This window comes from Variovorax cryoconiti (assembly GCF_051216395.1).
Lineage (GTDB): Bacteria > Pseudomonadota > Gammaproteobacteria > Burkholderiales > Burkholderiaceae_C > Variovorax.
Genome location: NZ_JBPJZI010000012.1, coordinates 55,247 through 76,246 on the forward strand (window position 1 = coordinate 55,247; position 21,000 = coordinate 76,246).

The window sequence follows — 21,000 nt, forward strand, 5'->3', positions numbered from 1 at the left end:
ATGACCCGACCGCTCGACGGCATCACCGTCATCTCGCTCGAACACGCCATCGCGGCACCGTTCTGCACCCGCCAGCTGGCCGACCTCGGGGCCCGTGTCATCAAGGTCGAGCGCCCCGGCGCCGGCGACTTCGCGCGCGCCTACGACCAGCGGGTGGATGGCGAGGCTTCGCACTTCGTCTGGGTCAACCGGTCGAAGGAGAGCCTCACGCTCGATCTCAAGCAACCGGCGGCGCTGGCCGTGCTGCAGGAGCTGCTCGCGGGTGCCGACGTGCTGGTGCAGAACCTCGCGCCGGGCGCCGCGGCGCGCATGGGCCTGGGCTATGACGCGTTGCAGTCGAGGCACCCGTCGCTCATCGTCTGCGACATCTCGGGCTACGGCGGCGACGGGCCGTACCGCGACAAAAAGGCCTACGACCTGCTGATCCAGAGCGAGGCCGGCTTCCTCTCGGTCACCGGCACGCCGGACGAGCCCTGCAAGTCGGGCAACTCGATCGCCGACATCGCCGCCGGCATGTACGCGTACACCGGCGTGCTGGCCGCGCTGCTCCAGCGGGGCAAGACCGGCAAGGGCTCGCACATCGACGTGTCGATGCTCGAATCGCTGGCCGAATGGATGGGCTTCCCGATGTACTACGCCTACCAGGGCGCGACGCCGCCGCCGCGCAGCGCCGCGTCGCACGCGACCATCTACCCCTACGGCCCCTTCGCGGCCGGCGACGGCGGCACCGTGATGCTCGGCCTGCAGAATGAACGCGAATGGCGCACCTTCTGCGAGAAGGTCTTGCTGCAGCCGGCGCTCGCGAGCGACCCGCGCTTTGACGCCAACGCGAAGCGCAACGAGCACCGTGACGCGCTCAAGGCCCTCATCCTCGAGACCTTCTCTGCCATGAGCAGTGCGCAGGTGCTGGAGCGCCTGGACGCCGCGCAGATCGCCAATGCGCGCATGAATGACATGGCCGGCCTGTGGGCGCACCCGCAGTTGCAAGCGCGCGAGCGCTGGCGCGAGGTGGGCTCGCCGGCCGGCGCCATCCCGGCGCTGTTGCCGCCCGGCCGGCAGAGCGCCTTCGACTACCGCATGGACCCGATCCCGGCGGTGGGCCAGCACACCGAGGCGATCCTGCAGTCGCTGGGCCGCAGCGCGGCCGACATCGCGGCGCTGCGCACGGCGGAGGCGATCTGATGACGACCGCATCGCTCGCCCGCTTCGCTGCCGAACTTCGCTTCGAGTACATCCCCGGGCCGGTGGTGCGCCGCGCCGAAGACCTCCTGGTCGACTGGCTCGGCTCGGCCATCGCCGGCCACAGCGCGCGCCCGGTCGAGAGCATCGCTGCCTTCGCGCGCACCATGGGCCCGGCCGACGGTGCAAGCGAGCTGCTGATCGGCCGCGGCACCAGCAGCCCGTACTTCGCGGCGATGGTGAATGCCGCCGCCTCGCACGTGGCCGAGCAGGACGACGTCCACAACGGCTCCGTCTTCCATCCGGCCACGGTGGTTTTTCCGGTCGCGCTCGCGTGGGCCCAGGCGCTGGGCGCGAGCGGCCGGCAACTGCTGACCGCCGCGGTGGCCGGCTACGAGGTGGGCATCCGTGTCGGGGAATTCCTCGGGCGATCGCACTACAAGGTCTTCCACACCACGGGCACCGCCGGCACGTTGGCCGCGGCGGCCACCGCCGGCCATCTGCTCGGGCTCGACGCCGCGCGCATGCAGCACGCTTTCGGCTCGGCCGGCACGCAGGCTGCGGGTCTGTGGGAATTCTTGCGCACTGCCGCCGATTCGAAGCAACTGCACACCGCGCATGCCGCCGCGGCCGGTCTGATGGCCGCGAGCCTGGCGCGCGATGGTTTCACCGGCGCCGCGCAGATTCTCGAAGGGCCGCAGGGCATGGCGGCCGGCATGTCCAGCGACGCCGATGCGCGGAAGTTGACCGACGGCCTGGGCACGCGCTGGGCGCTCGCCGAAACCTCCTTCAAATACCACGCCTCGTGCCGTCACACGCACCCTGCCGCCGATGCGCTGTTGGCTGTGATGCAGGCGCACGACCTGCGCGCCGATGACATCGACGCGGTGCAGACGCACGTGCACCAAGGCGCGATCGACGTGCTGGGGCCGGTGGTCGACCCGGCGACGGTGCACCAGTCGAAGTTCTCGATGGGCACGGTGCTCGCACTGGTCGCGCGCTTCGGCCAAGCGGGGCTGGCCGAGTTCGACGCGCACTTTCGCGACGACGCGACCCGCGCCTTCCGCGACCGGGTGCACATGGCGCTCGATGCCGAGGTCGACGCCGCATACCCCCGCCGCTGGATCGGCAAGGTGACGGTGCGCACGCGCGACGGTCGCGTGCTCGAAGGCCGCGTGGACGAGCCGAAGGGCGACCCGGGCAACACGCTCAGCCGCGACGAGATCACTGCCAAGGCGCTGCGCCTCGCGGCCTTCAGCGGCGGCGCCAGTGAGGCCGAGATGCGCGACGCCATCGGGGCGCTGTGGCGCGTGGCCGACACGGCGAAGGTCGGGCGGTTGCTGGGCGCCCAGGCATGAGTGGCGCGATCTCGCCGCTGGCCCTGGCCCGCACCTTCCTCTTTGTGCCGGGGGACCGGCCGGAGCGCTACGCGCGCGCGCTGGCGAGCGGCGCGGGCGCGGTGATCGTCGACCTCGAAGACGCGGTGGCGCCCGAGCGCAAGGACGCGGCCCGCACGCAGATCGCCGACGGCTTCGCCGCATTGCCGAGCGACGCGCATGGTCGCCTGCTGGTGCGCATGAACGCCGCCGACACGCCGTGGCATGCAGACGATCGCGCGCTGGTCGCACAGCTGGCTGCACAGGGCCTGCTCGCCGGCGTGGTGCTGCCCAAGGCGGAGCGCGCCACCGACCTCGCGGCGCTGGCGCAGGCGATCGGGCCGGCCATCGCACTGCTGCCGTTGATCGAATCGGTCGCCGGCCTGGACGCCGTCGATGCCCTGGCCGCATCGCCGCAGGTGTTGCGCCTGGTGTTTGGCCACCTCGATTTCCAGGCTGACGCCGGCATGGCCTGCGGGCCGGACGAGGCCGAACTGGTGCCGGTGCGCCTCACGCTTGTGCTGGCATCGCGCCGCGCCGGGCTGGCGCCGCCGGTCGATGGGGTCACCGCCGACTGGCGCGATGCGGCACGGCTCACGGCCGAGGCCGCGCGCGCGCGCCGCGGCGGCTTCGGCGGCAAGCTGTGCATCCACCCGGATCAGGTCGCCGGCGTGGCCGCTGCCTTCACGCCGGGCGCCGACGAACTGGCCTGGGCGCGCCGCGTGCGCGATGCGGTGCGTGAGGCCGGCGGCGGTGTCGTCAACGTCGACGGCCGCATGGTCGACGGGCCGGTCGTCAAGCTCGCTGAACGCCTGCTGGCGCAGGAGGTTCGCACCGGCTGAACAACAACGCATCGATCACCTGCGCCTTCCTTCCCCTCACCAAAACCATCCGGAGACAACATGACATCGAAGATCAAGACATGGCTGGGCATCGCATTCGGCGCGGCCCTGCTGCCGCTGCACGCACCCGTCCTGGCGCAGGCCGCCTTTCCCGACAAGCCGGTGACGCTTGTCGTGCCGTACTCGGCCGGCGGGCCGACCGACGTGGTGGCGCGCATGCTCGCCATTCCCATGGGCAAGTCGCTTGGCCAGACCGTGATCGTCGAGAACACCGTCGGCGCGGGCGGCACCATCGCGCCGGCACGGGTGGCGCGCGCGGCGCCCAACGGCTACACCATCCTCATTCACCACATGGGCATGGCGACCGCGCCGGCCCTCTACAAGAAGCTGTCCTTCGACCCGCTGAAAGACTTCGAGTACATCGGCCAGGTGCTCGACGTGCCGATGACGCTGCTGTCGCGCAAGGACTTCCCGGCGAACAACTTCCAGGAACTGCTCACTTACGTGAAGGCCAACAAGGACAAGGTGTCGCTGGCCAACGCCGGCATCGGTGCGGTGTCGCAGCTGTGCGGGCTGCTCTTCGCGAACCAGATCGGGGTCGAGCTCACGACCGTGCCGTACAAGGGCGCCGGCCCGGCGCTCAACGACCTGATGGGCGGGCAGGTCGACCTGCTGTGCGACCAGACCACGCAGACCGCGCCGGTCATCAAGGACGGCACGCGGGTCAAGGTGTTCGGCGTGACCACGCCCAAGCGGCTGGCGTCGATGCCGACTATTCCGACGCTCGACGAGCAGGGCCTGAAGGGCTTCGACGTGAAGGTGTGGCACGGCGTCTACGCGCCCAAGGGCACACCGCCCGAGGTCACGGCCAAGCTCAACGTCGCGCTTCGCGCCGCGCTGCAGGACGACGCGGTGAAGGCGCGCATCGCCGAGCTCAGCTCGGAGATCGTGCCGATGGACAAGGTCACGCCGGAATCGCTGCGCACGCTGTTGACCTCGGAGACCGCCAAGTGGGGCAAGGTCATCAGGGCCTCCGGCGTGCAGGCCGAATGAGCGGCTGCTAGATTCGACCGCATGACCATTGCCCACGCCATCCGCCTTGCCGAGTTCGGCGGTCCCGACGTCATGCGTCTCGAAACGATCGAACTGCCGCCGCCCGCGGCCGGCGAGGTGCAGCTGCGCCAGACCGCCGTCGGCTTCAACTACCTCGACATCTCGCAGCGCAGCGGCAAGGTGCCGTTGCCATTGCCGACCGGCCTTGGTCACGAGGCGGCGGGCGTGGTGGAGGCGGTGGGCGAGGGCGTGACCGAGCTGGCGCTCGGCGACCACGTCGTCACCATGAACGCCGGCATCGGCGCCTATGCCGACCGGCGCAACGTGCCGGCGGCCAGGCTGGTGAAGATCCCCGACGGCATCTCCGACGAGGACGCGGCCGCGGTGTTCTTCAAGGCCATGACGGCGCAGTACCTGGTCAAGAAGACGCACGCGGTGCAGCCGGGCGACATCGTCGTGGTGCACGCCGCGGCCGGTGGCGTCGGCCAGATCCTGAGCGGCTGGGCCAAGGCGCTGGGCGCGACGGTGATCGGCACCGCCGGCTCGGTCGCCAAGTGCGACGTCGCGCGCGCCGCGGGGTGCGACGTGGCGGTTGACTATTCGCAACCCGACTGGGTGGCGCAGGTGATCGATGCGACCGGCGGGCGCAAAGCGCGGGTGGTCTACGACTCGGTGGCCAAGCACACCTTCCTGGGTTCGCTGGACTGCACCGCGCCCTTCGGCCTGGTCGTGCTGTTCGGCGCCGCCTCGGGCCCGGCGCCGGAGATCCAGCCGGAGCTGTTGAACAAGAAGGGCTGCCTGTTCCTGACGCGGCCTTCGGTCTTCCCGCACAACGCGGACCCGGCGAACTTCCGCGCCAACGCGGCGGACGTGTTCGACGCGATCAAGAGCGGGGCGGTGCGCGCGACCATCGGGGCACGCTTTCCACTCGCCAAGGTGGCGGACGCGCACCGTGCCGCCGAAGGGCGCGCCACCACGGGCGCCATCGTGTTGCTGCCTTAGGCTTAGGCCTGACCGAACTCGACCACCACCGGCTGGTGGTCCGACGCCTGCGTCTGCAGGTCGACCTCGATGCGCCGCACCTGCGGCGCCAGCCCTTCGCTCACGAAGACGAAGTCGCAGGCCACCGGCTCGGGGCCGTAGGTGCGGTCGAACAGGCGGAAGGTGGGGGCGTGCGGCGTGTCGCCGTGGCGGGCGCGCCAGGCGTCGTGCAGGTGCCTGGCGCGGTCGGTGACGAAGGGTTGCTGGATCGCGCCGTACTCGGGCTCCGTCGGCCCGAGGTTGAAGTCGCCGCACAGGATCGCGTGGGGCGTGTGCACCTTGGTCTGGAAGGGCGAACGGCTGTCGTCGTCGAGCGGCGGTGCCGCGGCATGGCCGCAGGCCTCAATGTGCAGTTCGCGCAGCGCGCGGGCCTGCGCCATGCGCTGGGTCTTGGAGTAGTACTCGAGGTGGGTGGTCATCACCCGCACCGCGCCGAGCGCCGGGCTCTGCACCGTCACCACCGTGCACATGCGCGGCATGCTGCGCACGCCGCCATCGGCCGGCCAGGGCAGCGCGTGGTGCTGCACCTGCGTCACCGGCAGCCGCGTGGCGATCAGGTTGCCGAAGCGCATGCGGCGGCCGGCGGCGTCGAACTCGTCGACCGCGGCGCCGAAGAACAGCTGGTAGCCGGGCAGCAGCGCCTGCAGCTCGGCCGGCTGGTCGCCGGGGTTGCCCGGCATGTCGGCGTAGCCCTGCGCGATCTCCTGCAGGCACAGCACGTCGAAGTCGGCCATGGCACGCGCGCCGTCGACGATGCGCTGCGCGCTCACCCTGCCGTCGAGGCCGCGGCACCACTGGGTGTTCCAGGTGACGAGTTTCATTTGATCCCTGCGCGCATGAAGCTCTGGACGAACTGCCGCTGGAACAGCAGGAAGGCGATCAGCAGCGGCGCCGAGGTCATCAGCGTGGCGGCCGTGATGATCGACCAGTCGATGCCCTGGTCGACCGAGGAGAACACCTGCAGCCCGACGGTGAGCGGCCGCGCATGCACGCTGTTGGTCACGATCAGCGGCCAGAGGAAGTTGTTCCAGTGGTAGCTCACCGACACCAGGCCGAAGGCGACGTAGATCGGCCGGGCCAGCGGCACGTAGACGCGCCATAGCGTCTGCAGGGCGCTGGCGCCTTCCATGCGGGCGGCCTCGTCGAGCTCCTTCGGGATGCCGAGGAAGGTCTGGCGCAGCAGGAAGATGGCGAGCGCCGAGGCGAAGTAGGGCAGGCCGATGGCGAACAGGCTGTCGACCAGCCCCAGATTCGCCATGGTGCGGTAGTTCTCGACCAGCAGCAGGTCGGGCATCACGGTGAGCTGCACCAGCACCAGCGAGAAGGCGACGTCGCGGCCACGGAACTCGTAGCGCGCGAAGGCGTAGGCCGCCAGCGTGCTGAGCACCAGTTGCGCGGCCAGGATCATCACGACCAGCAGCGTGGTGTTGAGGAAGTAGCGCGCGAACGGTGCGGCTTCCCACGCACGGGCGAAGTTGTTCAGTGTGAGCGGCGCGTTCCAGGTGAAGCGCGCCGCGTACTCGGGCGCGTGGAAGGCGGTCCACACCGTGTAGATCAGCGGCAGAATCCACAGGAGCGCGAGCAGCCAGGCGGCCACCGTGTCAAGCAGGGCCGGCGCGTTGTACGCCAGGCGTTGCGACGGCGCGCGGCTCATCGGTAGTGCACCCGGCGGTCGAGCACGAAGAACTGCAGCAGCGTCGCACCGACCAGCACCACGATGATGACCATGGTGAGCGCCGACGCGTAGCCGGTGTCCCAGAAATTGAAGCCGACCTCGTACAGGTGGTAGAGCAGCAGGGTCGACGCGTTGTCGGGCCCGCCGCGCGTCAGCACGAAGAGGTGGTCGACCATGCGGAAGGCGTTGATCACGCAGTTGATCAGCACGAAGAGCGTGGTCGGCATCAGCAGCGGCCACTGCACGCGCCGGAAGAAGTACCAGCGCGACGCGCCCTCGATGGCGGCGGCCTCGCGCAGGCTCGGGTTGAGGGACTGCAGCGCGGCCAGGTAGAAGATCATGAAGAAGCCCGCTTCCTTCCACACCGCCACCAGCGTGACGGCGCCGAGCGCGGTGCTCGGGCTGCCCAGCCAGTTGTGCGAGCCGAAGCCCAGCGCGCCGCCGACCTGCTCGAGCAGGCCGTACTGCGGCGTGTAGAAGAAGAGCCAGATGTTGGCCACCGCGATCATCGGCAGCACGGTCGGCGTGAAGTACGCCATGCGCAGGAAGGTGCGCCCGGCGATGCGCTCGTTGACCCACAGCGCCATCGTGAGCGCCAGGCCGATCGACAGCGGAATGGTGGCGCCCGCGAACCACAGGTTGTTCGTCAGCGCCCTCCAGAAGACCGGGTCGTCGAGCATGACCTGGTAGTTCTCCAGGCCCACCCACACCGCCGGCCGACCGCCCTTGGGCGTCGACTGAAAGCTGTGCCAGAGCGTGCCGATGACCGGCCAGTGCGTGAAGGCCAGCAGCACGAGCAGGGCGGGCATGAGCAGCAGCCACGCCTGGCCGGCAGGGTGGCTCTGGCGATGGGGCGAAGGACTGCCGCGCATGCTCGAAGCGACTCGCTTACTTGTAGCTGCGCAGGATGCGGTCGGCCTCTTTTTGAGCGTCCTGCATCGCCTGCGCCGGCGTCTTGGTGCCGGTCAGCGCGGCCTGCAGGCCGTCGTTCAGCGCCTTGGTCACGCGCTGGTTGTCGTGCGTCGAGAACTCGGCCACCGACACCGGCAACTGGTCACGTGCCACCAGGGCGGCGGGGAAGTCCTGGCCGTACTTCTTGAGCGTCGGCGTGTCGTAGGCGGCCTGCGAGACGGCGACGTAGCCGGTCTCCATGCTCCACTGCGCGGCGCGCTCGGGCTGCGTCACCCATTTGGCGAACTTGAAGGCGGCTTCCTGCTGGGCCGGCGTCGACTTCTTGAAGATGTAGAAGTTGCCGCCGCCGGTCGGCGAGCCCTTGCGCTTGTTGCCCGGGATCATGCCCACGCCAAAGTCGAACTTGGCATTCGCCTTGATGTTGGTCAGGTTGCCGGTGGTCGTGAAGATGATGGCGGCCTTCTTTTCGAAGAAGTCTTTCGGCGTGGTGCCCCATTCGACGACGCCCGGCGGGTGGATGCCGGCCTTGCCCAGGTCGACCCAGAACTGCAGTGCCTCGATGACCTTCGGGTCGTCGAACTTGACCTGCGTGCCGGTCTCGTTGGCGAGGATCGCGTCGTTGGGCGTCGTCAGCGTCTGGAACAGCCAGTACGGAAAGCCGCTCGACGGAATCTGCACGCCGAACTGCGTGGTCTTGCCGCTCGCGTCCTTCTTGGTCAGCTTGGTGGCGGCGTCCTTCAGCTCGGCCCAGGTCGTCGGCGCCTTGTTCGGGTCGAGGCCGGCTTCCTTGAAGAGGTCCTTGTTCCAGTACATGACCACGGTCGAGCGCTGGAACGGAATGCCCCAGGTCTTGCCGCCGGTCTGGCTGTTGGCCATGAAGGCCTTGTAGAAGCCGGCCATCCACGCCTTGTCTTCCGGCGTCTTGGCAAAGTTGTCGAAGGGCACGATGGCGTCTTCGTCGATCAGCGTGAACATGTCGGTCGACAGCAGCACCGAGGTGACCGGCGGCGTGCCCGACTTGTGCGCGGTGAGCGCCTTCACGATGGTCTCCTGGTAGGTGCCGGCATAGATCGGCGTGACCTTGATGCCGGGGTTCTCCTTCATGAAGCCTTCGGCGAAACCGTCGATGGTCTTGGCGATGGGGCCGCCGACGGCGACCGGGTAGTAGAACTGCAGGTCGACCGGGGCCTGGGCCTGGGCAAAGCCGGCGAATCCGGTCAGGCCGGTGAGCAGGGCGCTGGCGGCCAGCGTCTGGACGAAGGTGTTGCGTCGCATGGTGGAACTCTCTCCTCGGATGAAAAATGGGTGTTCGTGGATCAGTGGATGCGCCGGCCGTCGGCACCGAAGCCGTGGGCCTCGTCGGCCGGCCAGCGCAGGTGCACGCGTTCGCCCGGCATGGCCGCGTGTCCGCCGGCGGCGCGCACCAGCAGCACCTCGCGGCCGACGGCGCAGCGCAGCACCAGGTCGGCGCCCAGGTATTCGACGCTTTGCACCACGGCGGGGATGCCGTCGGCAGCGAGCGTGATCGCCTCGGGGCGCACGCCCACTTGCGTCGCCTGCACGCCCGATGCGACATCGCTGCCCGCGATGCGGCCGTCGGCCTCGAGCGCGACCAGGTTCATGGGCGGCGTGCCGATGAAGCGCGCCGCGAAAGTGGTGGCCGGGCGCGCATACAGCTCGCGCGGCGTGCCGGCCTGCTCGATGCGGCCCTGGTTCAGCAGCACGACCTGGTCGGCCATGCTCATCGCCTCGGTCTGGTCGTGCGTGACATAGACGACCGTGAGGCCCAGCTTCTGCTGCAGCTCGCGCAGCTCGCGCCGCATGTCCTGGCGCAACTGGGCGTCGAGGTTGGACAGCGGCTCGTCCATCAGGCAGACCTTGGCCTGGGCCACCAGCGCGCGGCCGAGCGCGACGCGCTGCTGCTGCCCACCCGAGAGCTGACCGGGTTTGCGGTCGAGCAGGGCGGTGAGGCCGAGCAGGGCGGCGGCGTTGCGCAGGCGTTCGGCGCTTTCGGCGGCGGGCACCTTGCGCACCGACAGGCCGAAGCCGATGTTGTCGGCCACGCTCAGGTGCGGGAAGAGGGCGTAGTTCTGGAACACCATCGCGATGCCGCGCTGCGCCGGCGGCAGGTCTGTCACGTCCTGGTCATCGATCAGCACCTGGCCCTGCGTGGCGGTTTCGAGCCCCGCGATGATCCGCAATGTGGTGGATTTCCCGCAGCCGGAGGGCCCGAGAAGGACGCAAAAGGAACCGGATGCGATTTGAAGATTGACGGCGTGCAGGGCCGTGCTGTCGCCCCATGATTTGGCGACCCTGTTCAGGGCGATCGAAGACATGGCGCAGTGTAGGAACGATATGTGACAGTTGTGTTCCCTTCGCAGGTCAGTGTTTTCCTGGGCCGGGCCTCGTGAGAAACTTCGCTACAGTGGTCCGGCCTGTCCGGGCGTCGTACCAATCGAAGGAAAATCATGAGCAAAAAAGTCGCCTACGTCACCGGTGGGATGGGAGGAATCGGAACCGCCATCTGCCAGCGCCTCCACAAGGACGGGTTCACGGTCATCGCGGGCTGCGGCCCGACGCGCGACTTCGGCAAATGGCTGGCCGAACAGAAGGCCGAGGGCTTCGACTTCTACGCCTCGGTCGGCAATGTCGGTGACTGGAATTCCACCGTCGACGCCTTCAGCAAGGCCAAGGCCGAACACGGCAGCATCGACGTGCTGGTCAACAACGCCGGCATCACCCGCGACCGCATGTTCCTCAAGATGACGCCCGAGGACTGGAGTGCCGTCATCGAGACCAACCTCAACAGCATGTTCAATGTCACCAAGCAGGTGGTGGCCGACATGGTGGAAAAGGGCTGGGGGCGCATCATCAACATCAGCTCGGTCAACGGCGCCAAGGGCCAGGCCGGCCAGACCAACTACTCGGCGGCGAAGGCCGGCATGCACGGCTTCACGATGGCACTGGCGCAGGAAATGGCCCACAAGGGCGTGACCGTCAACACGGTGAGCCCGGGCTACATCGGCACTGACATGGTCAATGCGATCCGCCAGGAAGTGCTGGACAAGATCATCGCCACGATCCCGGTCAAGCGCCTGGGCAAGCCGAGCGAGATCGCCTCGATCATTTCCTGGCTGGCCACCGACGAAGGCGGCTACTCCACCGGCGCCGACTTCTCGGTCAACGGCGGCCTGCACATGCATTGACGCGCCTTCGCGCTGCGTCGTCGACAAACCCGCTTCGGCGGGTTTTTCTTTGGGCGAACGCGACGGGACTTGACGCCGGTCAACCGGCGGCGTGCGATCGCGCCTAGATTGCACCCATCCGCCGGCGACACGGATCGCCGCACGTGGCGGGCTGGCCGGCACTCCGGAAAGAATCGAATGATCTACACCCGTCTCAAGGCGGCGCTTCGCTACTTCAACGAAGCCGTGCCTTTCAAACTGGTGCCCGCGCTGATCGCCACGGCTGTGCTGGTGACCCTGCTGCTGATTCCGCGCCCCGACGGGCTCACGCCCGATGCCTGGCGGCTGGTGGCAATCTTCCTGACCACGATCGTGGCGATCATCCTCAAGGTCATGCCGATCGGCGTCATGGCGATGATGGCCATCGTGATCGTCTCGCTGACGCAGGTCACCTCGAACTCGTCCAAAGGCGCGATCACCGACGCGCTGGGCAGCTTTTCCAGCCCGCTGATCTGGTTGATCGTGGTGGCGATCCTGATCTCGCGCGGGCTGAAGAAGACCGGCCTGGGCAGCCGCATCGGTCTGATCTTCATCGCGCTGCTGGGCAAGCGCACGATCGGCATCGGCTACGGCCTGACCATCTGCGAGCTGGTGCTGGCGCCCTTCACGCCCAGCAACACGGCGCGCGGCGGCGGCATCGTGCATCCGATCATGAAGTCCATCGCGACCGCCTTCGGCTCGGACCCGGCCAAGGGCACGCAGGGCAAGGTCGGCACCTACCTGGCGCTGGTCAACTACCACGCCAACCCGATCACGTCGGCCATGTTCCTGACGGCGACGGCCCCGAACCCGCTGGTGGTGGACTACGTCGCCCGGGCGACGAACCAGAGCTTTCACCTGTCCTGGACGACCTGGGCGCTGTGCATGCTCCTGCCCGGCCTGGTCTGCCTGCTCGTGATGCCGCTGGTGATCTACCTGCTGTCGCCGCCCGCGCTGAAGGCCACGCCGGACGCCGTGGACTACGCGCGCGCCGAGCTGACGACGATGGGGCCGCTCGCGCCCCCCGAGAAAGTCATGCTGGGCACCTTCGGGCTGCTGCTGGTGCTGTGGGCGAACGTCCCGGCGATGCTGTTCGGCCCCGCGTTCACGCTCGACCCGACGGTGGTCGCCTTCGTCGGCCTGTTCGTGCTGATCATCACCGGCACCATCGACTGGGACGACGTGCTGTCCGAGAAGAGCGCGTGGGACACGCTGATCTGGTTCGGCGCCCTGGTGATGCTGGCCGAGCAGTTGAACAAGGTCGGCGTGATCGCCTGGTTCTCCGAAGGCATGAAGGCCGCCATCGTCACCAGCGGCATGGGCTGGCCGCCGATCGCGGCGATCCTGGTGCTGATGTTCGTGTTCTCGCACTACCTGTTCGCCAGCACCACGGCGCACATCAGCGCGATGATGCTCGCCTTCCTGGGCGTCGGTGCGCAGTTGATTCCACCCGCCTATGTGGTGCCCTTCATGCTGATGATGACGGCCGGCTCCTCCATCATGATGACGCTCACGCACTACGCCACCGGCACGTCGCCGATCATCTTCGGCAGTGGTTACGTCACGATGGGCCTGTGGTGGCGCGTGGGCTTCGTGATGTGCGTGGTCGAGCTGCTCGTCTTCGCCGTCATCGGCACGACCTGGTGGAAGGTCCTGGGCTTCTGGTGAGCGGGCCTTGCGACGGGGTTTTCTGCCGGCGCGTGGGGCGCTGGCGCGGTGGACGCTAAAGTCACGGCAGCCTCTTGCCGCCGACATCGGCTGCAAGCGCCCCGGATCTCCGCTCCTCCACCCGCTCAGCGACCCCCGGATGCCCCACAGCGTTTCCCTGATCAACACCATTGCCGCCGGCCTCGGGCTCGCGCTGGTGCTCGGCTTCCTGGCGGTGCGCGTCCGTCTGCCGGCGCTGGTCGGTTACCTGCTCGCGGGCGTGATCATCGGGCCGTTCACGCCCGGCTTCGTGGCCGACGCCGAGATCGCCGCGCAGCTGGCCGAGATCGGCGTGATGCTGCTGATGTTCGGCGTCGGCCTGCATTTCTCGCTCGACGACCTGCTGGCGGTCCGCAAGATCGCCGTCCCCGGCGCGCTGGTGCAGATCGCCGTGGCCACGCTGATGGGCGGGTCGCTGGCGTTGTGGTGGGACTGGCCGCTGGGTGCGGCGCTGGTGTTCGGGCTGGCACTGTCGGTGGCGAGCACCGTGGTGCTGCTGCGTGCGCTGGAAAGCCTGGGGCTGCTCGACTCCTACACCGGGCGCATCGCCGTCGGCTGGCTGGTCGTCGAGGACCTGGCGATGGTGCTGGTGCTCGTGCTGCTGCCCCCGCTGGCGGGCACGCTGGGCGGCTCGGCCGACGGGGCCGACGCCAACGCGATCTGGACCACGCTGGGCGTCACGCTGCTGCAGGTCGGTGGCTTCGTGGCGCTGATGCTGGTGGTCGGCCGTCGGGCCTTCCCGTGGATCCTCTGGCAGGTCGCGCGCACCAACTCGCGCGAGCTGTTCACGCTGTGCGTGGTGGCGGCGGCCGTCAGCATCGCCTTCGCCTCGGCGGCGCTGTTCGGCGTGTCCTTCGCGCTGGGGGCCTTCTTCGCCGGGATGGTGATGCGCGAGTCCGAGTTCAGCCAGCGCGCGGCCGAGGAGTCGCTGCCGCTGCGCGACGCTTTTGCGGTGCTTTTCTTCGTCTCGGTCGGCATGCTGTTCGACCCCTCGGTGCTCATCGACCGTCCGCTGCAGGTGCTGGCGGTGGTGCTGGTCATTGTGGTGGGCAAGTCGATCGCGGCCTGCGTGCTGGTGCTGGCCTTCCGCTATCCGCTGAACACGGCACTGACGGTGAGCGCCAGCCTGGCGCAGATCGGCGAGTTCTCCTTCATCCTGGTGGGGCTGGGCGTGTCGCTCAAGCTGATGCCGGCGGAAGGGCAGAGCCTGGTCCTGGCGGGTGCGCTGATCTCCATCGCGACCAATCCACTGTGGTTCAGCCTGATCGCGCCCTTGCAGAAGTGGCTGCATGCCCATTCGTCCTTCGCGCGCGGCCTCGAAGCGCGCGACGACCCGCTGGCCGAATTGCCGACGACGACCGAGGCACGCTATCTGTCGCGCCAGGTGGTGCTGGTGGGCTATGGGCGGGTCGGCCGGCGCATCGCCGCGGCGCTGACGGCGCACCACATTCCCTTCGTGGTGGCGGAGCAGAACCGGGAACTGGTCGAGAAGCTGCGGGCGGAGGGCGTGGCCGCCGTGTGGGGCGATGCGTCGGAGCCCTCCGTGCTGATCCAGGCGCACATCGCACGGGCCAGCGTGCTTGTGGTTGCGGCACCCGACGCGATGAATGTGCGTCAGATGATCGAGACGGCACGCACGCTCAACCCGGCCATCGAAACGGTCATCCGCAGCCACAACGAAGACGAAGCCCGCCTGCTCACGCAGGAGTCCGCCGTGACGGTCTTCCTCGGCGAGCACGAGCTGGCGCAGGCCATGGCGCGCGACGTGGTGCGCCGTGCAACGCCCGCCTGAATCAGCGGCGGCGCTTGGTCAGAGGTCCTCGATCACCAGCATCCGGTAGCGCTGGGCGATGGAGTAGGGCACGGTGCGCACGATGTCCATCAGCCGTGTCGCAGCGTCCTCGTCCTTGGTCTTCACCAGCAGCGCCCCGTGGCCTTCGCGGGCGAGCTTGGTGTAGGCGCGCACGGTCGCACCCTCGGTGCCGGCGCTCGGCAGCGGGTTGTCGGCGTCGCTGGTGGTCGGGGTGATCTGCGAGAGCAGGATGTCCGGCGGAATCAGGTAGATCGCGTCGGCGCTGAACCCCTTGTCGGTCAACTGCTGGCCCACGCGCTTGGCATCGTCGGGATCGGGAAACATCACCATGGAATAGCCTGTGGGATAGAAGGCGCCGCCGATGGCGGCCGTCATGCTGGAGTCGAGTGAAAAATTTCTCATGGCGCGTTTCTCCATCGCAGTGGTTCATCGGGTGCTTGACGCGTTGTGAGCGTAGGCCGACATCTGCACACAGCGATGTAGGAGAAGCAAGCGAGCCATGTGTGCAAAATGCCCGTTGTTGTCGGCAACGACGGGCATTTCAGCGCGATCGATTGACATTTGTAATAGACCGTGACTTTCTCCGCAGGCATTTTCAGGTGCCGTGCATACGATGCGCGGGTGCCCCTGATCCATCACTCCCACAGCCAATGTCCCCATTGCGAAACATCGCGTTGACGGTGCACGAGCTCGAGGATGGCGAGTTCTATTGGGTCCTGATGGAAGCCACTGACTACGCCATGGAGGAAGCGTTGCCCTACCTCCCCGTCGAGTCCTCCGCCGACCCGTACACCACCTACGCCAATGCCCTGGTGGCCGGGCTCGCCGCGATGCGGCGGATGTTCGGCAACGACGGCCCGCGCGACTGAAGGCCTGCAGAGTAGACAGGGAGTCGCTGCAGGACGTGAATGCCCCCGAGGACGGGCCCAGGCATCACTCTGTGTGGATCGCGTGACGCAGCCTGTGCGTTGCCGAACGAACCTGGATCGATCTTGTCCTCAGAGGATTTGCAGGGCAGCGGCCTGTGCCTTGAGCTCGGCGCGAAACGCCGGATGCGCGATGCCGATGAGCTCGAGCGCGCGTTGCCGGGCCGACTTGCCGCGCAACTGGGCGACGCCGTATTCCGTCACGACATAGTTGATGTCGTTCTTGCTGGTGCTGACATGCGTGCCCGGTGACAGCACCGGCACGATGCGCGAGATGGTGTCGTCACGCGCTGTCGAGGGCAGAACGATGAACGCCTTGCCGCCACGAGAGCGATTGGCCGCCCGCACGAAATCGGACTGACCGCCTGTCCCGGAAATGGGCGCCAGGCCCAGGCTTTCGGAGCCGCACTGGCCCAGCAGGTCGATCTGCAATGTGGCGTTGATCGCCATCAGCTTGTCGTTCAGCCCGGCCAGCGCGGGATCGTTCGTGAAGTTCACCGGGTGGATTTCCAGTGCCGGGTTTCGGTCCATGAAGCGGTAGAGCTTGAGGGACCCCAGCGCGAATGTCGCCACCATCTTGCCGGGCAGATAGGTTTTTCGGCTGTTGTTGACCGCGCCGCATTCCACCAGGGAGAGGATGCCGTCGCCGATCATCTCGGTATGGATGCCGAGGTCGTGCTTGTGCGTCAGCTGCATGACCACCGCATCGGGAATGCCGCCATAGCCGATCTGCAGCGTCGAGCCGTCGTCGATCATGTCGGCCACATACTTGCCGATCGCTTCCTGCACCGGCCCGATCTTTGGCAGGCCGACCTCGAGCACCGGCGCGTCGTCTTCGACCAGCGCCTCGACCTGCGAGATGTGCACATGGCAGTTGCCGCAGGCAAAGGGCACGTTCGGGTTGACTTCGAGCACCACCGCACGCGCCTTCGCCACGGCCGCCATCGTGTAGTCGGCGCCGAGGCTGAGCGCGAAGTTGCCGTCGGCGTCCATGGGCGACGCCATGCTGAACACCACGTCCGCCGCGATCTGCCCGCGTTCGATCTGCGCGGGAATCTCGGAGAAGTAGTTGGGGATGAAGTCGATCCAACCTGCCTGACCGCCAGCCCGCGTGGCACCACCGAAGAAGAAGGCCACATGGCGGATGTGCTGCGTGGTTGCCGGATCCAGGTACGCGTACTTGCGCATCGCCAGGATCTGTCCGACCTTCACGTCGAGGAAGTCAAGGCGCTGCTCGGACAGCGCCGTCAGGAGCGTTGGCGGTTCGCCGACACCCGTCGGCACGATGATGAAGTCGCCGTTCTGCACCAACTGCACCGCCTCGGCGGCAGACCTTCGTTTTTGCGCGTACAGCGCCTGAATGGAGTTCATGGGCCATTGTTCGCTGAACCGGGCTTGTGTGTCGATACGGCAAGTCCCCCAGTTCGACGTTGCAGCCGGCGACTGCCCGGCATCCGTGGCTAAGCGCCCAGCCAGAACTTTTCGCTGCGATCGAGAAAGTCATGCAGGTGCACGATCACCGAATCGTCGTCGATCAAGACGACGCCGTACTGCGGTGGCTCGAAACTGCCCAGTATGTCTTCGGTGTCCCCAAGGTGCAGCGCCACCTGATGGTTGGTGCCGCGCAATGTCGAGAACGGGATGCCGCGCCAAGTGCCCGAGATGGGCCGATGAATGTGGCCGAAGAACAGGTGTTTGATGCGGTGCTCGTGGCCCTTCAACGCCGTCAGCAACCCTTCGTTGTCAACCAGTCCGATCCAGTCCATGACCGGGATGCCGAGGTGAAAAGCCGGATGGTGCATGAACAAAAGCACCGGTGAATCGTCTTCCGCCAGCCGCTGGGAAAGCCAGTTCGCCCGCTGCTTGCAAAAGACGCCGCAATGCGTTCCCGGTTCGTTGGTGTCGAGAAACAGGCCCCTGAATTTGCCAATGGTCTTCTCGTACTGGATGAACCCGTTGTGGTCCACCGGCACCTGTGGGAAGCGTTCCCGGAAGTTGGACCGACTGTCGTGGTTGCCGAGAATCAGATGCACGGGCATCGGCAGGCGCGCACACTGCTCCGACAGCTGGCGGTAGGCGTCCGGGTGCCCGACATGGGCGAGGTCGCCCGTGATCACGCAGAACGCTGCGTCTGCGTGCTCGGCGATCACGCTGTCGATGCAGCGCTCGAACCGCTTGCCCGGATCGTGGCCATAGAGGGCACGACCCTGCTCGACAAGATGGATGTCCGTGATGTGGATGAACTTGAGCATGGTCGTGCCTTGCGATCAGCGCGGCAGCAGTGCCTGGACCGCCTTGCTCATGTCGGTGAGGGCGACGGCGGGCTGCACCTCTTGCGAGACCACGGTCTGGAGGTGGTCCTTGATCACGTCGGTGATCTTCAAGCCGTTATCGCCCGGAAACGCGTACCAGCCGGTGAGAACCGGCATCTGCGCGATGGCGGTCAGATGGTTGGGGTTCGCCTTGTAGAAGGGCGCGAGCAGCTTCGGGTCGTTCGCCGGCAGCGTGTTGGCCGGGAAGTAGCCGGTTGCCTTCACCATGGTCGTCGCGCCCAGCGGGCCGGTGGCGAACTTGATGTACGCCCAGGCAGCGGCCTGCTTGGCGGGGTCCTTGGAAAACATCATCGCTGCATTGCCGCCGGCCGGCAGGCGGCCGTCTTTGGCCACGGGCATGCGGGCGGTGCGAATCTCGAACTTGCCGCCGACCTGCTTCGTGATGCTGCCCAGGCGCGCGGTGGTCGTCGCCAGTACTGCGAGCTTGCCGCTCACGAAGTCCTGCCAGGCGGCCGAATAGGAGATGTTGCGCATCTCGCCTTGCTTGACGAGCTGTTCGAGCGTCTGGATGGCGGCCTTGCCTGCGGGGCCGTCGAACGCCACCTTCTTCTCGTCGGCGCTCAACATGGTGCCGCCGTTGCTGAAGACCAGCGCCTGCCACATCCAGTTGCCGGTGATGTCCCACTCGACGTGCAAGCTGTCGGTGCCGGGCGTTGCGGCTTTCGACTTCTTGGCCGCGTTCATGATCGCTTCCCAGGTGGTCGGGAAGCGATCCGGCTCGACGCCTGCCTTGCGCATCAGGTCGGCGTTGTAGTAGATCACGGGGGTGGACAGCGCGAAGCCGATGCCGACCTGCTGACCCTTGACCTGCCCCAGTGACAGCAGCGCCTGGTCGTAGCCCATCCCCGCCCAGCCTTTCTCCGCCTTGATGAAGGGCGTGAGGTCGACAGCGAGGCCGCGGTCGGCAAACACGCGCTGGCGGTTGAGGCCCTGATAGGACACGTCGGGCAGCTGGCCCGTCACGGCCTGGCGCAACACCTGTTGCGCGGAGACCTCGTAGTCGGACGTGGGCGCGCGGAACGTGACCTTGTACTGGGGAAACTTCGCCATGAAGTCTCTCGCGATCGATTCATGGACGTCCTTGAAGAGATCCGCGTAGGCGTAGTCCACCACGATCTCGGTCGGTTGCTGAGCCTGTGCCAGCCCTGTGGCCAGCAGCACAGCCAGGGCGGCGGTTTTCTTGAACAGTTGTTTCATTGCTTGATTCCTTGCGGTTTAACCCTTGACGCCGGTGAGCGTCACACCTTCGATGAAGCGCTTTTGCGCGACGACGAACAGCAGCACCAGCGGCGCCGTGATCAGCACCGTGCCGGCCATCAAAGGACCGAACGCGCTGCCTGCTTCCTCATTGCGGAAGAACATGGTTCCCAAGGGCGGTGTCGCCAGATGGGGTGAATTGATGACCAGGAGTGGCCAGAAGTAGTCGTTCCAGTGCCAGACCACCGAGAAGATCGAGAACGCCAGCAAGGCGGGCATGGCGGTAGGGAGCATCACGCGCCAGACGATCTCCAGCTCACCCATGCCGTCCAGCCGCGCGGCATGGATCAGGTCGTCGGGCACCGTGCGAAAGAACTGCCGCATCAGGAAGATGCCGAACGCGGACACGCTGAAAGGCAGGATCAGCGCGCCCATCGTGTCGAGCAGACCGGCGTGGTACAGCATCACGTAGAGAGGGATGGCCGTGGCCTGGTACGGCACCATGAGCGCCAGCATCACCAGGCGCCATGCCCACGGCTTGCCACGGAACGACAGCTTGGCGAAGGCGTAGGCGGCAGGCAGTGCCACCAGGACCTGCAGCACCAGGATGCCCGCGCAGACGAGCACGCCATTCCACAGGTAGCGCAGCAGGGGCACCTTGGTCAGCGCCAGGCTGTAGTTCTCGACCGCGGCGAAGCGCGTCGGAAAGAGATGGATCTCGCTGCCGAAGATTTCGTCGGCGGGCTTGAGCGAGGTCAGCACCATCCAGATGAACGGCATCAGGAAGACCAGGGCCACGGCCATCAGGACCACGTGGCGAAGAAGCCGAAAGGAAGGAGAGGGACGTTTCATGCGTAGTGCGTCCGGCGTTCCAGCGCGGCATGCTGGATCTGGGTCAAGAGGAAGATGCCGGCAATGAAGACGACCGTCATGGCGCTGGCGTAGCCCATGCGGAAGAAGCTGAAACCCTCGGTGTAGATCGTGTGGAGCAACACCTCGGTGGCCTTGTTCGGACCGCCTTTGGTGAGCATATGGACGGTGTCGAAGACCTGCAGGGCACGGATGGCGCACACGGTGATGACGAACAGGGTGGTGGGGCCCAGCAGCGGCCAGGTGATGAAGCGGAATCGATCGAACGGACGCTCGATACCGTCGAGTTCCGCGGCATCGCGCACGTCGCGCGGAATCCCTTGCAATCCGGCCAGGAAGAACACCAAGGCCAGCCCGGACATCTGCCAGATGCCGATCGCGGCGAGCGAGTAGAGCGCCAGCCGGCGGTCGTTGAGCCAGTTCTGGGGCGAGAGGCCGACCTGCATCAGCAGGTGATTGACGAGCCCGGCGCTCGGATGCAGCAGGAACTCCCACACCACCGCCATGGCGATCAGCGTCGATGCGGCCGGCATGAAGAAAGCCGTTCGGTAAAAGCCGCGTCCCGATCGATCGGATTCGATCAACAGGGCGAGGCTCAGGCCCAGCGTGATCGAGCCCCCGGTGACCAGGGCCAGGTAGACGAGGGTGTTGGCCACGGACTTCCGAAAGACTTCGTCCGACCAGAGCTCGGCGTAGTTCTGCAGGCCGACCCAGGTCAGCGTGGTGGCGCCGAACTGCCAATCGGTCAGCGACATCAGAACGACGGCCAGCACGGGAATGAACAGCAGCAGCGTCGCAAGAAGCCCCGCGGGCGCGAGAAGCGAAGCGGTGGCAAGGGGATGGATGCGCATG

The 21,000-nt window shown here is 67.1% G+C and carries 20 protein-coding genes; 9 read left to right on the forward strand and 11 right to left on the reverse strand.

Features of this window, described 5'->3' with window-relative positions; genetic code table 11:
- The 5 genes from ACSFA2_RS22805 to ACSFA2_RS22825 are packed head-to-tail and all read left to right on the forward strand — an operon-like array spanning position 1 to position 5,452.
- Entirely contained in the window at positions 1-1,182 is a 1,182-nt protein-coding gene (locus ACSFA2_RS22805) for a CaiB/BaiF CoA transferase family protein (protein ID WP_435457606.1), read from the forward strand.
- Entirely contained in the window at positions 1,182-2,537 is a 1,356-nt protein-coding gene (locus ACSFA2_RS22810; protein WP_435457607.1) for an MmgE/PrpD family protein, read from the forward strand. The genes ACSFA2_RS22805 and ACSFA2_RS22810 overlap by 1 nt, the downstream gene beginning before the upstream one ends.
- A complete protein-coding gene (locus ACSFA2_RS22815; RefSeq protein WP_435457608.1) occupies positions 2,534-3,397 on the forward strand; it encodes an HpcH/HpaI aldolase/citrate lyase family protein in 864 nt (287 codons plus the stop codon). Before ACSFA2_RS22810 ends, ACSFA2_RS22815 begins: the two co-directional genes overlap by 4 nt.
- A 60-nt stretch (positions 3,398-3,457) precedes the next feature.
- Positions 3,458-4,450 carry a tripartite tricarboxylate transporter substrate-binding protein gene (locus tag ACSFA2_RS22820; protein ID WP_435457609.1) on the forward strand — a complete coding sequence of 331 codons (993 nt, stop codon included), beginning with the start codon at positions 3,458-3,460 and terminating at the stop codon, positions 4,448-4,450.
- Positions 4,451-4,471: 21 nt separating this feature from the next.
- Positions 4,472-5,452, forward strand: coding sequence for a quinone oxidoreductase family protein (locus tag ACSFA2_RS22825; protein WP_435457610.1), 981 nt, complete (start codon positions 4,472-4,474; stop codon positions 5,450-5,452).
- A 2-nt stretch (positions 5,453-5,454) separates the two neighbouring features.
- Here the strand turns inward: ACSFA2_RS22825 and ACSFA2_RS22830 are convergent, their stop codons facing one another.
- Genes ACSFA2_RS22830 through ACSFA2_RS22850 form a run of 5 tightly spaced genes read right to left on the reverse strand, consistent with a single transcriptional unit; the run spans position 5,455 to position 10,414 of the window.
- Entirely contained in the window at positions 5,455-6,312 is an 858-nt protein-coding gene (locus tag ACSFA2_RS22830; RefSeq protein WP_435457611.1) for an endonuclease/exonuclease/phosphatase family protein, read from the reverse strand.
- Entirely contained in the window at positions 6,309-7,145 is an 837-nt protein-coding gene (locus ACSFA2_RS22835; protein WP_435457612.1) for a carbohydrate ABC transporter permease, read from the reverse strand. The genes ACSFA2_RS22830 and ACSFA2_RS22835 overlap by 4 nt, the downstream gene beginning before the upstream one ends.
- Positions 7,142-8,038 (reverse strand): carbohydrate ABC transporter permease, encoded by an 897-nt coding sequence (locus ACSFA2_RS22840; RefSeq protein ID WP_435457613.1) that lies wholly within the window; start codon positions 8,036-8,038, stop codon positions 7,142-7,144. Before ACSFA2_RS22840 ends, ACSFA2_RS22835 begins: the two co-directional genes overlap by 4 nt.
- A 16-nt stretch (positions 8,039-8,054) precedes the next feature.
- Positions 8,055-9,353: an ABC transporter substrate-binding protein gene (locus tag ACSFA2_RS22845; protein WP_435457614.1), complete on the reverse strand. Its 1,299-nt coding sequence runs from the start codon at positions 9,351-9,353 to the stop codon at positions 8,055-8,057.
- Positions 9,354-9,394: 41 nt separating this feature from the next.
- Complete coding sequence (locus ACSFA2_RS22850; RefSeq protein ID WP_435457615.1) at positions 9,395-10,414, reverse strand: ABC transporter ATP-binding protein; 1,020 nt, start codon at positions 10,412-10,414, stop codon at positions 9,395-9,397.
- 132 nt (positions 10,415-10,546) lie between these two features.
- Between ACSFA2_RS22850 and phbB the strand changes: the two genes are divergently transcribed.
- From phbB to ACSFA2_RS22865, 3 genes are all read left to right on the forward strand, one after another.
- Positions 10,547-11,284, forward strand: coding sequence for an acetoacetyl-CoA reductase (phbB, locus tag ACSFA2_RS22855; protein ID WP_435457616.1), 738 nt, complete (start codon positions 10,547-10,549; stop codon positions 11,282-11,284).
- A gap of 177 nt (positions 11,285-11,461) precedes the next feature.
- The gene (locus ACSFA2_RS22860) at positions 11,462-12,970 is read left to right on the forward strand and encodes a DASS family sodium-coupled anion symporter (protein WP_435457617.1); all 1,509 of its coding nucleotides are present in this window, start codon (positions 11,462-11,464) and stop codon (positions 12,968-12,970) included.
- A 139-nt stretch (positions 12,971-13,109) separates the two neighbouring features.
- Complete coding sequence (locus ACSFA2_RS22865; protein ID WP_435457618.1) at positions 13,110-14,801, forward strand: cation:proton antiporter domain-containing protein; 1,692 nt, start codon at positions 13,110-13,112, stop codon at positions 14,799-14,801.
- Positions 14,802-14,819: 18 nt separating this feature from the next.
- Here the strand turns inward: ACSFA2_RS22865 and ACSFA2_RS22870 are convergent, their stop codons facing one another.
- Positions 14,820-15,224 (reverse strand): hypothetical protein, encoded by a 405-nt coding sequence (locus tag ACSFA2_RS22870; RefSeq protein WP_435457619.1) that lies wholly within the window; start codon positions 15,222-15,224, stop codon positions 14,820-14,822.
- 248 nt (positions 15,225-15,472) lie between these two features.
- Here ACSFA2_RS22870 and ACSFA2_RS22875 point away from each other — a divergent pair, with 248 nt between their 5' ends.
- Complete coding sequence (locus ACSFA2_RS22875; RefSeq protein ID WP_435457620.1) at positions 15,473-15,691, forward strand: hypothetical protein; 219 nt, start codon at positions 15,473-15,475, stop codon at positions 15,689-15,691.
- A 129-nt stretch (positions 15,692-15,820) separates the two neighbouring features.
- Here ACSFA2_RS22875 and ACSFA2_RS22880 read toward each other — a convergent pair whose 3' ends face one another.
- The 5 genes from ACSFA2_RS22880 to ACSFA2_RS22900 form a co-directional block, all read right to left on the reverse strand.
- On the reverse strand, positions 15,821-17,119 hold the full coding sequence (locus tag ACSFA2_RS22880) for an acetyl-CoA hydrolase/transferase family protein (RefSeq protein WP_435457621.1): 1,299 nt from the start codon (positions 17,117-17,119) through the stop codon (positions 15,821-15,823).
- Positions 17,120-17,208: 89 nt separating this feature from the next.
- The gene (locus ACSFA2_RS22885; RefSeq protein ID WP_435457622.1) at positions 17,209-18,000 is read right to left on the reverse strand and encodes a phosphodiesterase; all 792 of its coding nucleotides are present in this window, start codon (positions 17,998-18,000) and stop codon (positions 17,209-17,211) included.
- Positions 18,001-18,015: 15 nt separating this feature from the next.
- Complete coding sequence (locus ACSFA2_RS22890) at positions 18,016-19,278, reverse strand: ABC transporter substrate-binding protein (protein ID WP_435457623.1); 1,263 nt, start codon at positions 19,276-19,278, stop codon at positions 18,016-18,018.
- Between the two features lie 18 nt (positions 19,279-19,296).
- Positions 19,297-20,130 carry a carbohydrate ABC transporter permease gene (locus ACSFA2_RS22895; RefSeq protein WP_435457624.1) on the reverse strand — a complete coding sequence of 278 codons (834 nt, stop codon included), beginning with the start codon at positions 20,128-20,130 and terminating at the stop codon, positions 19,297-19,299.
- Positions 20,127-20,999 (reverse strand): carbohydrate ABC transporter permease, encoded by an 873-nt coding sequence (locus ACSFA2_RS22900; protein ID WP_435457625.1) that lies wholly within the window; start codon positions 20,997-20,999, stop codon positions 20,127-20,129. Before ACSFA2_RS22900 ends, ACSFA2_RS22895 begins: the two co-directional genes overlap by 4 nt.
- Between the last annotated feature and the right edge of the window lies 1 nt (position 21,000).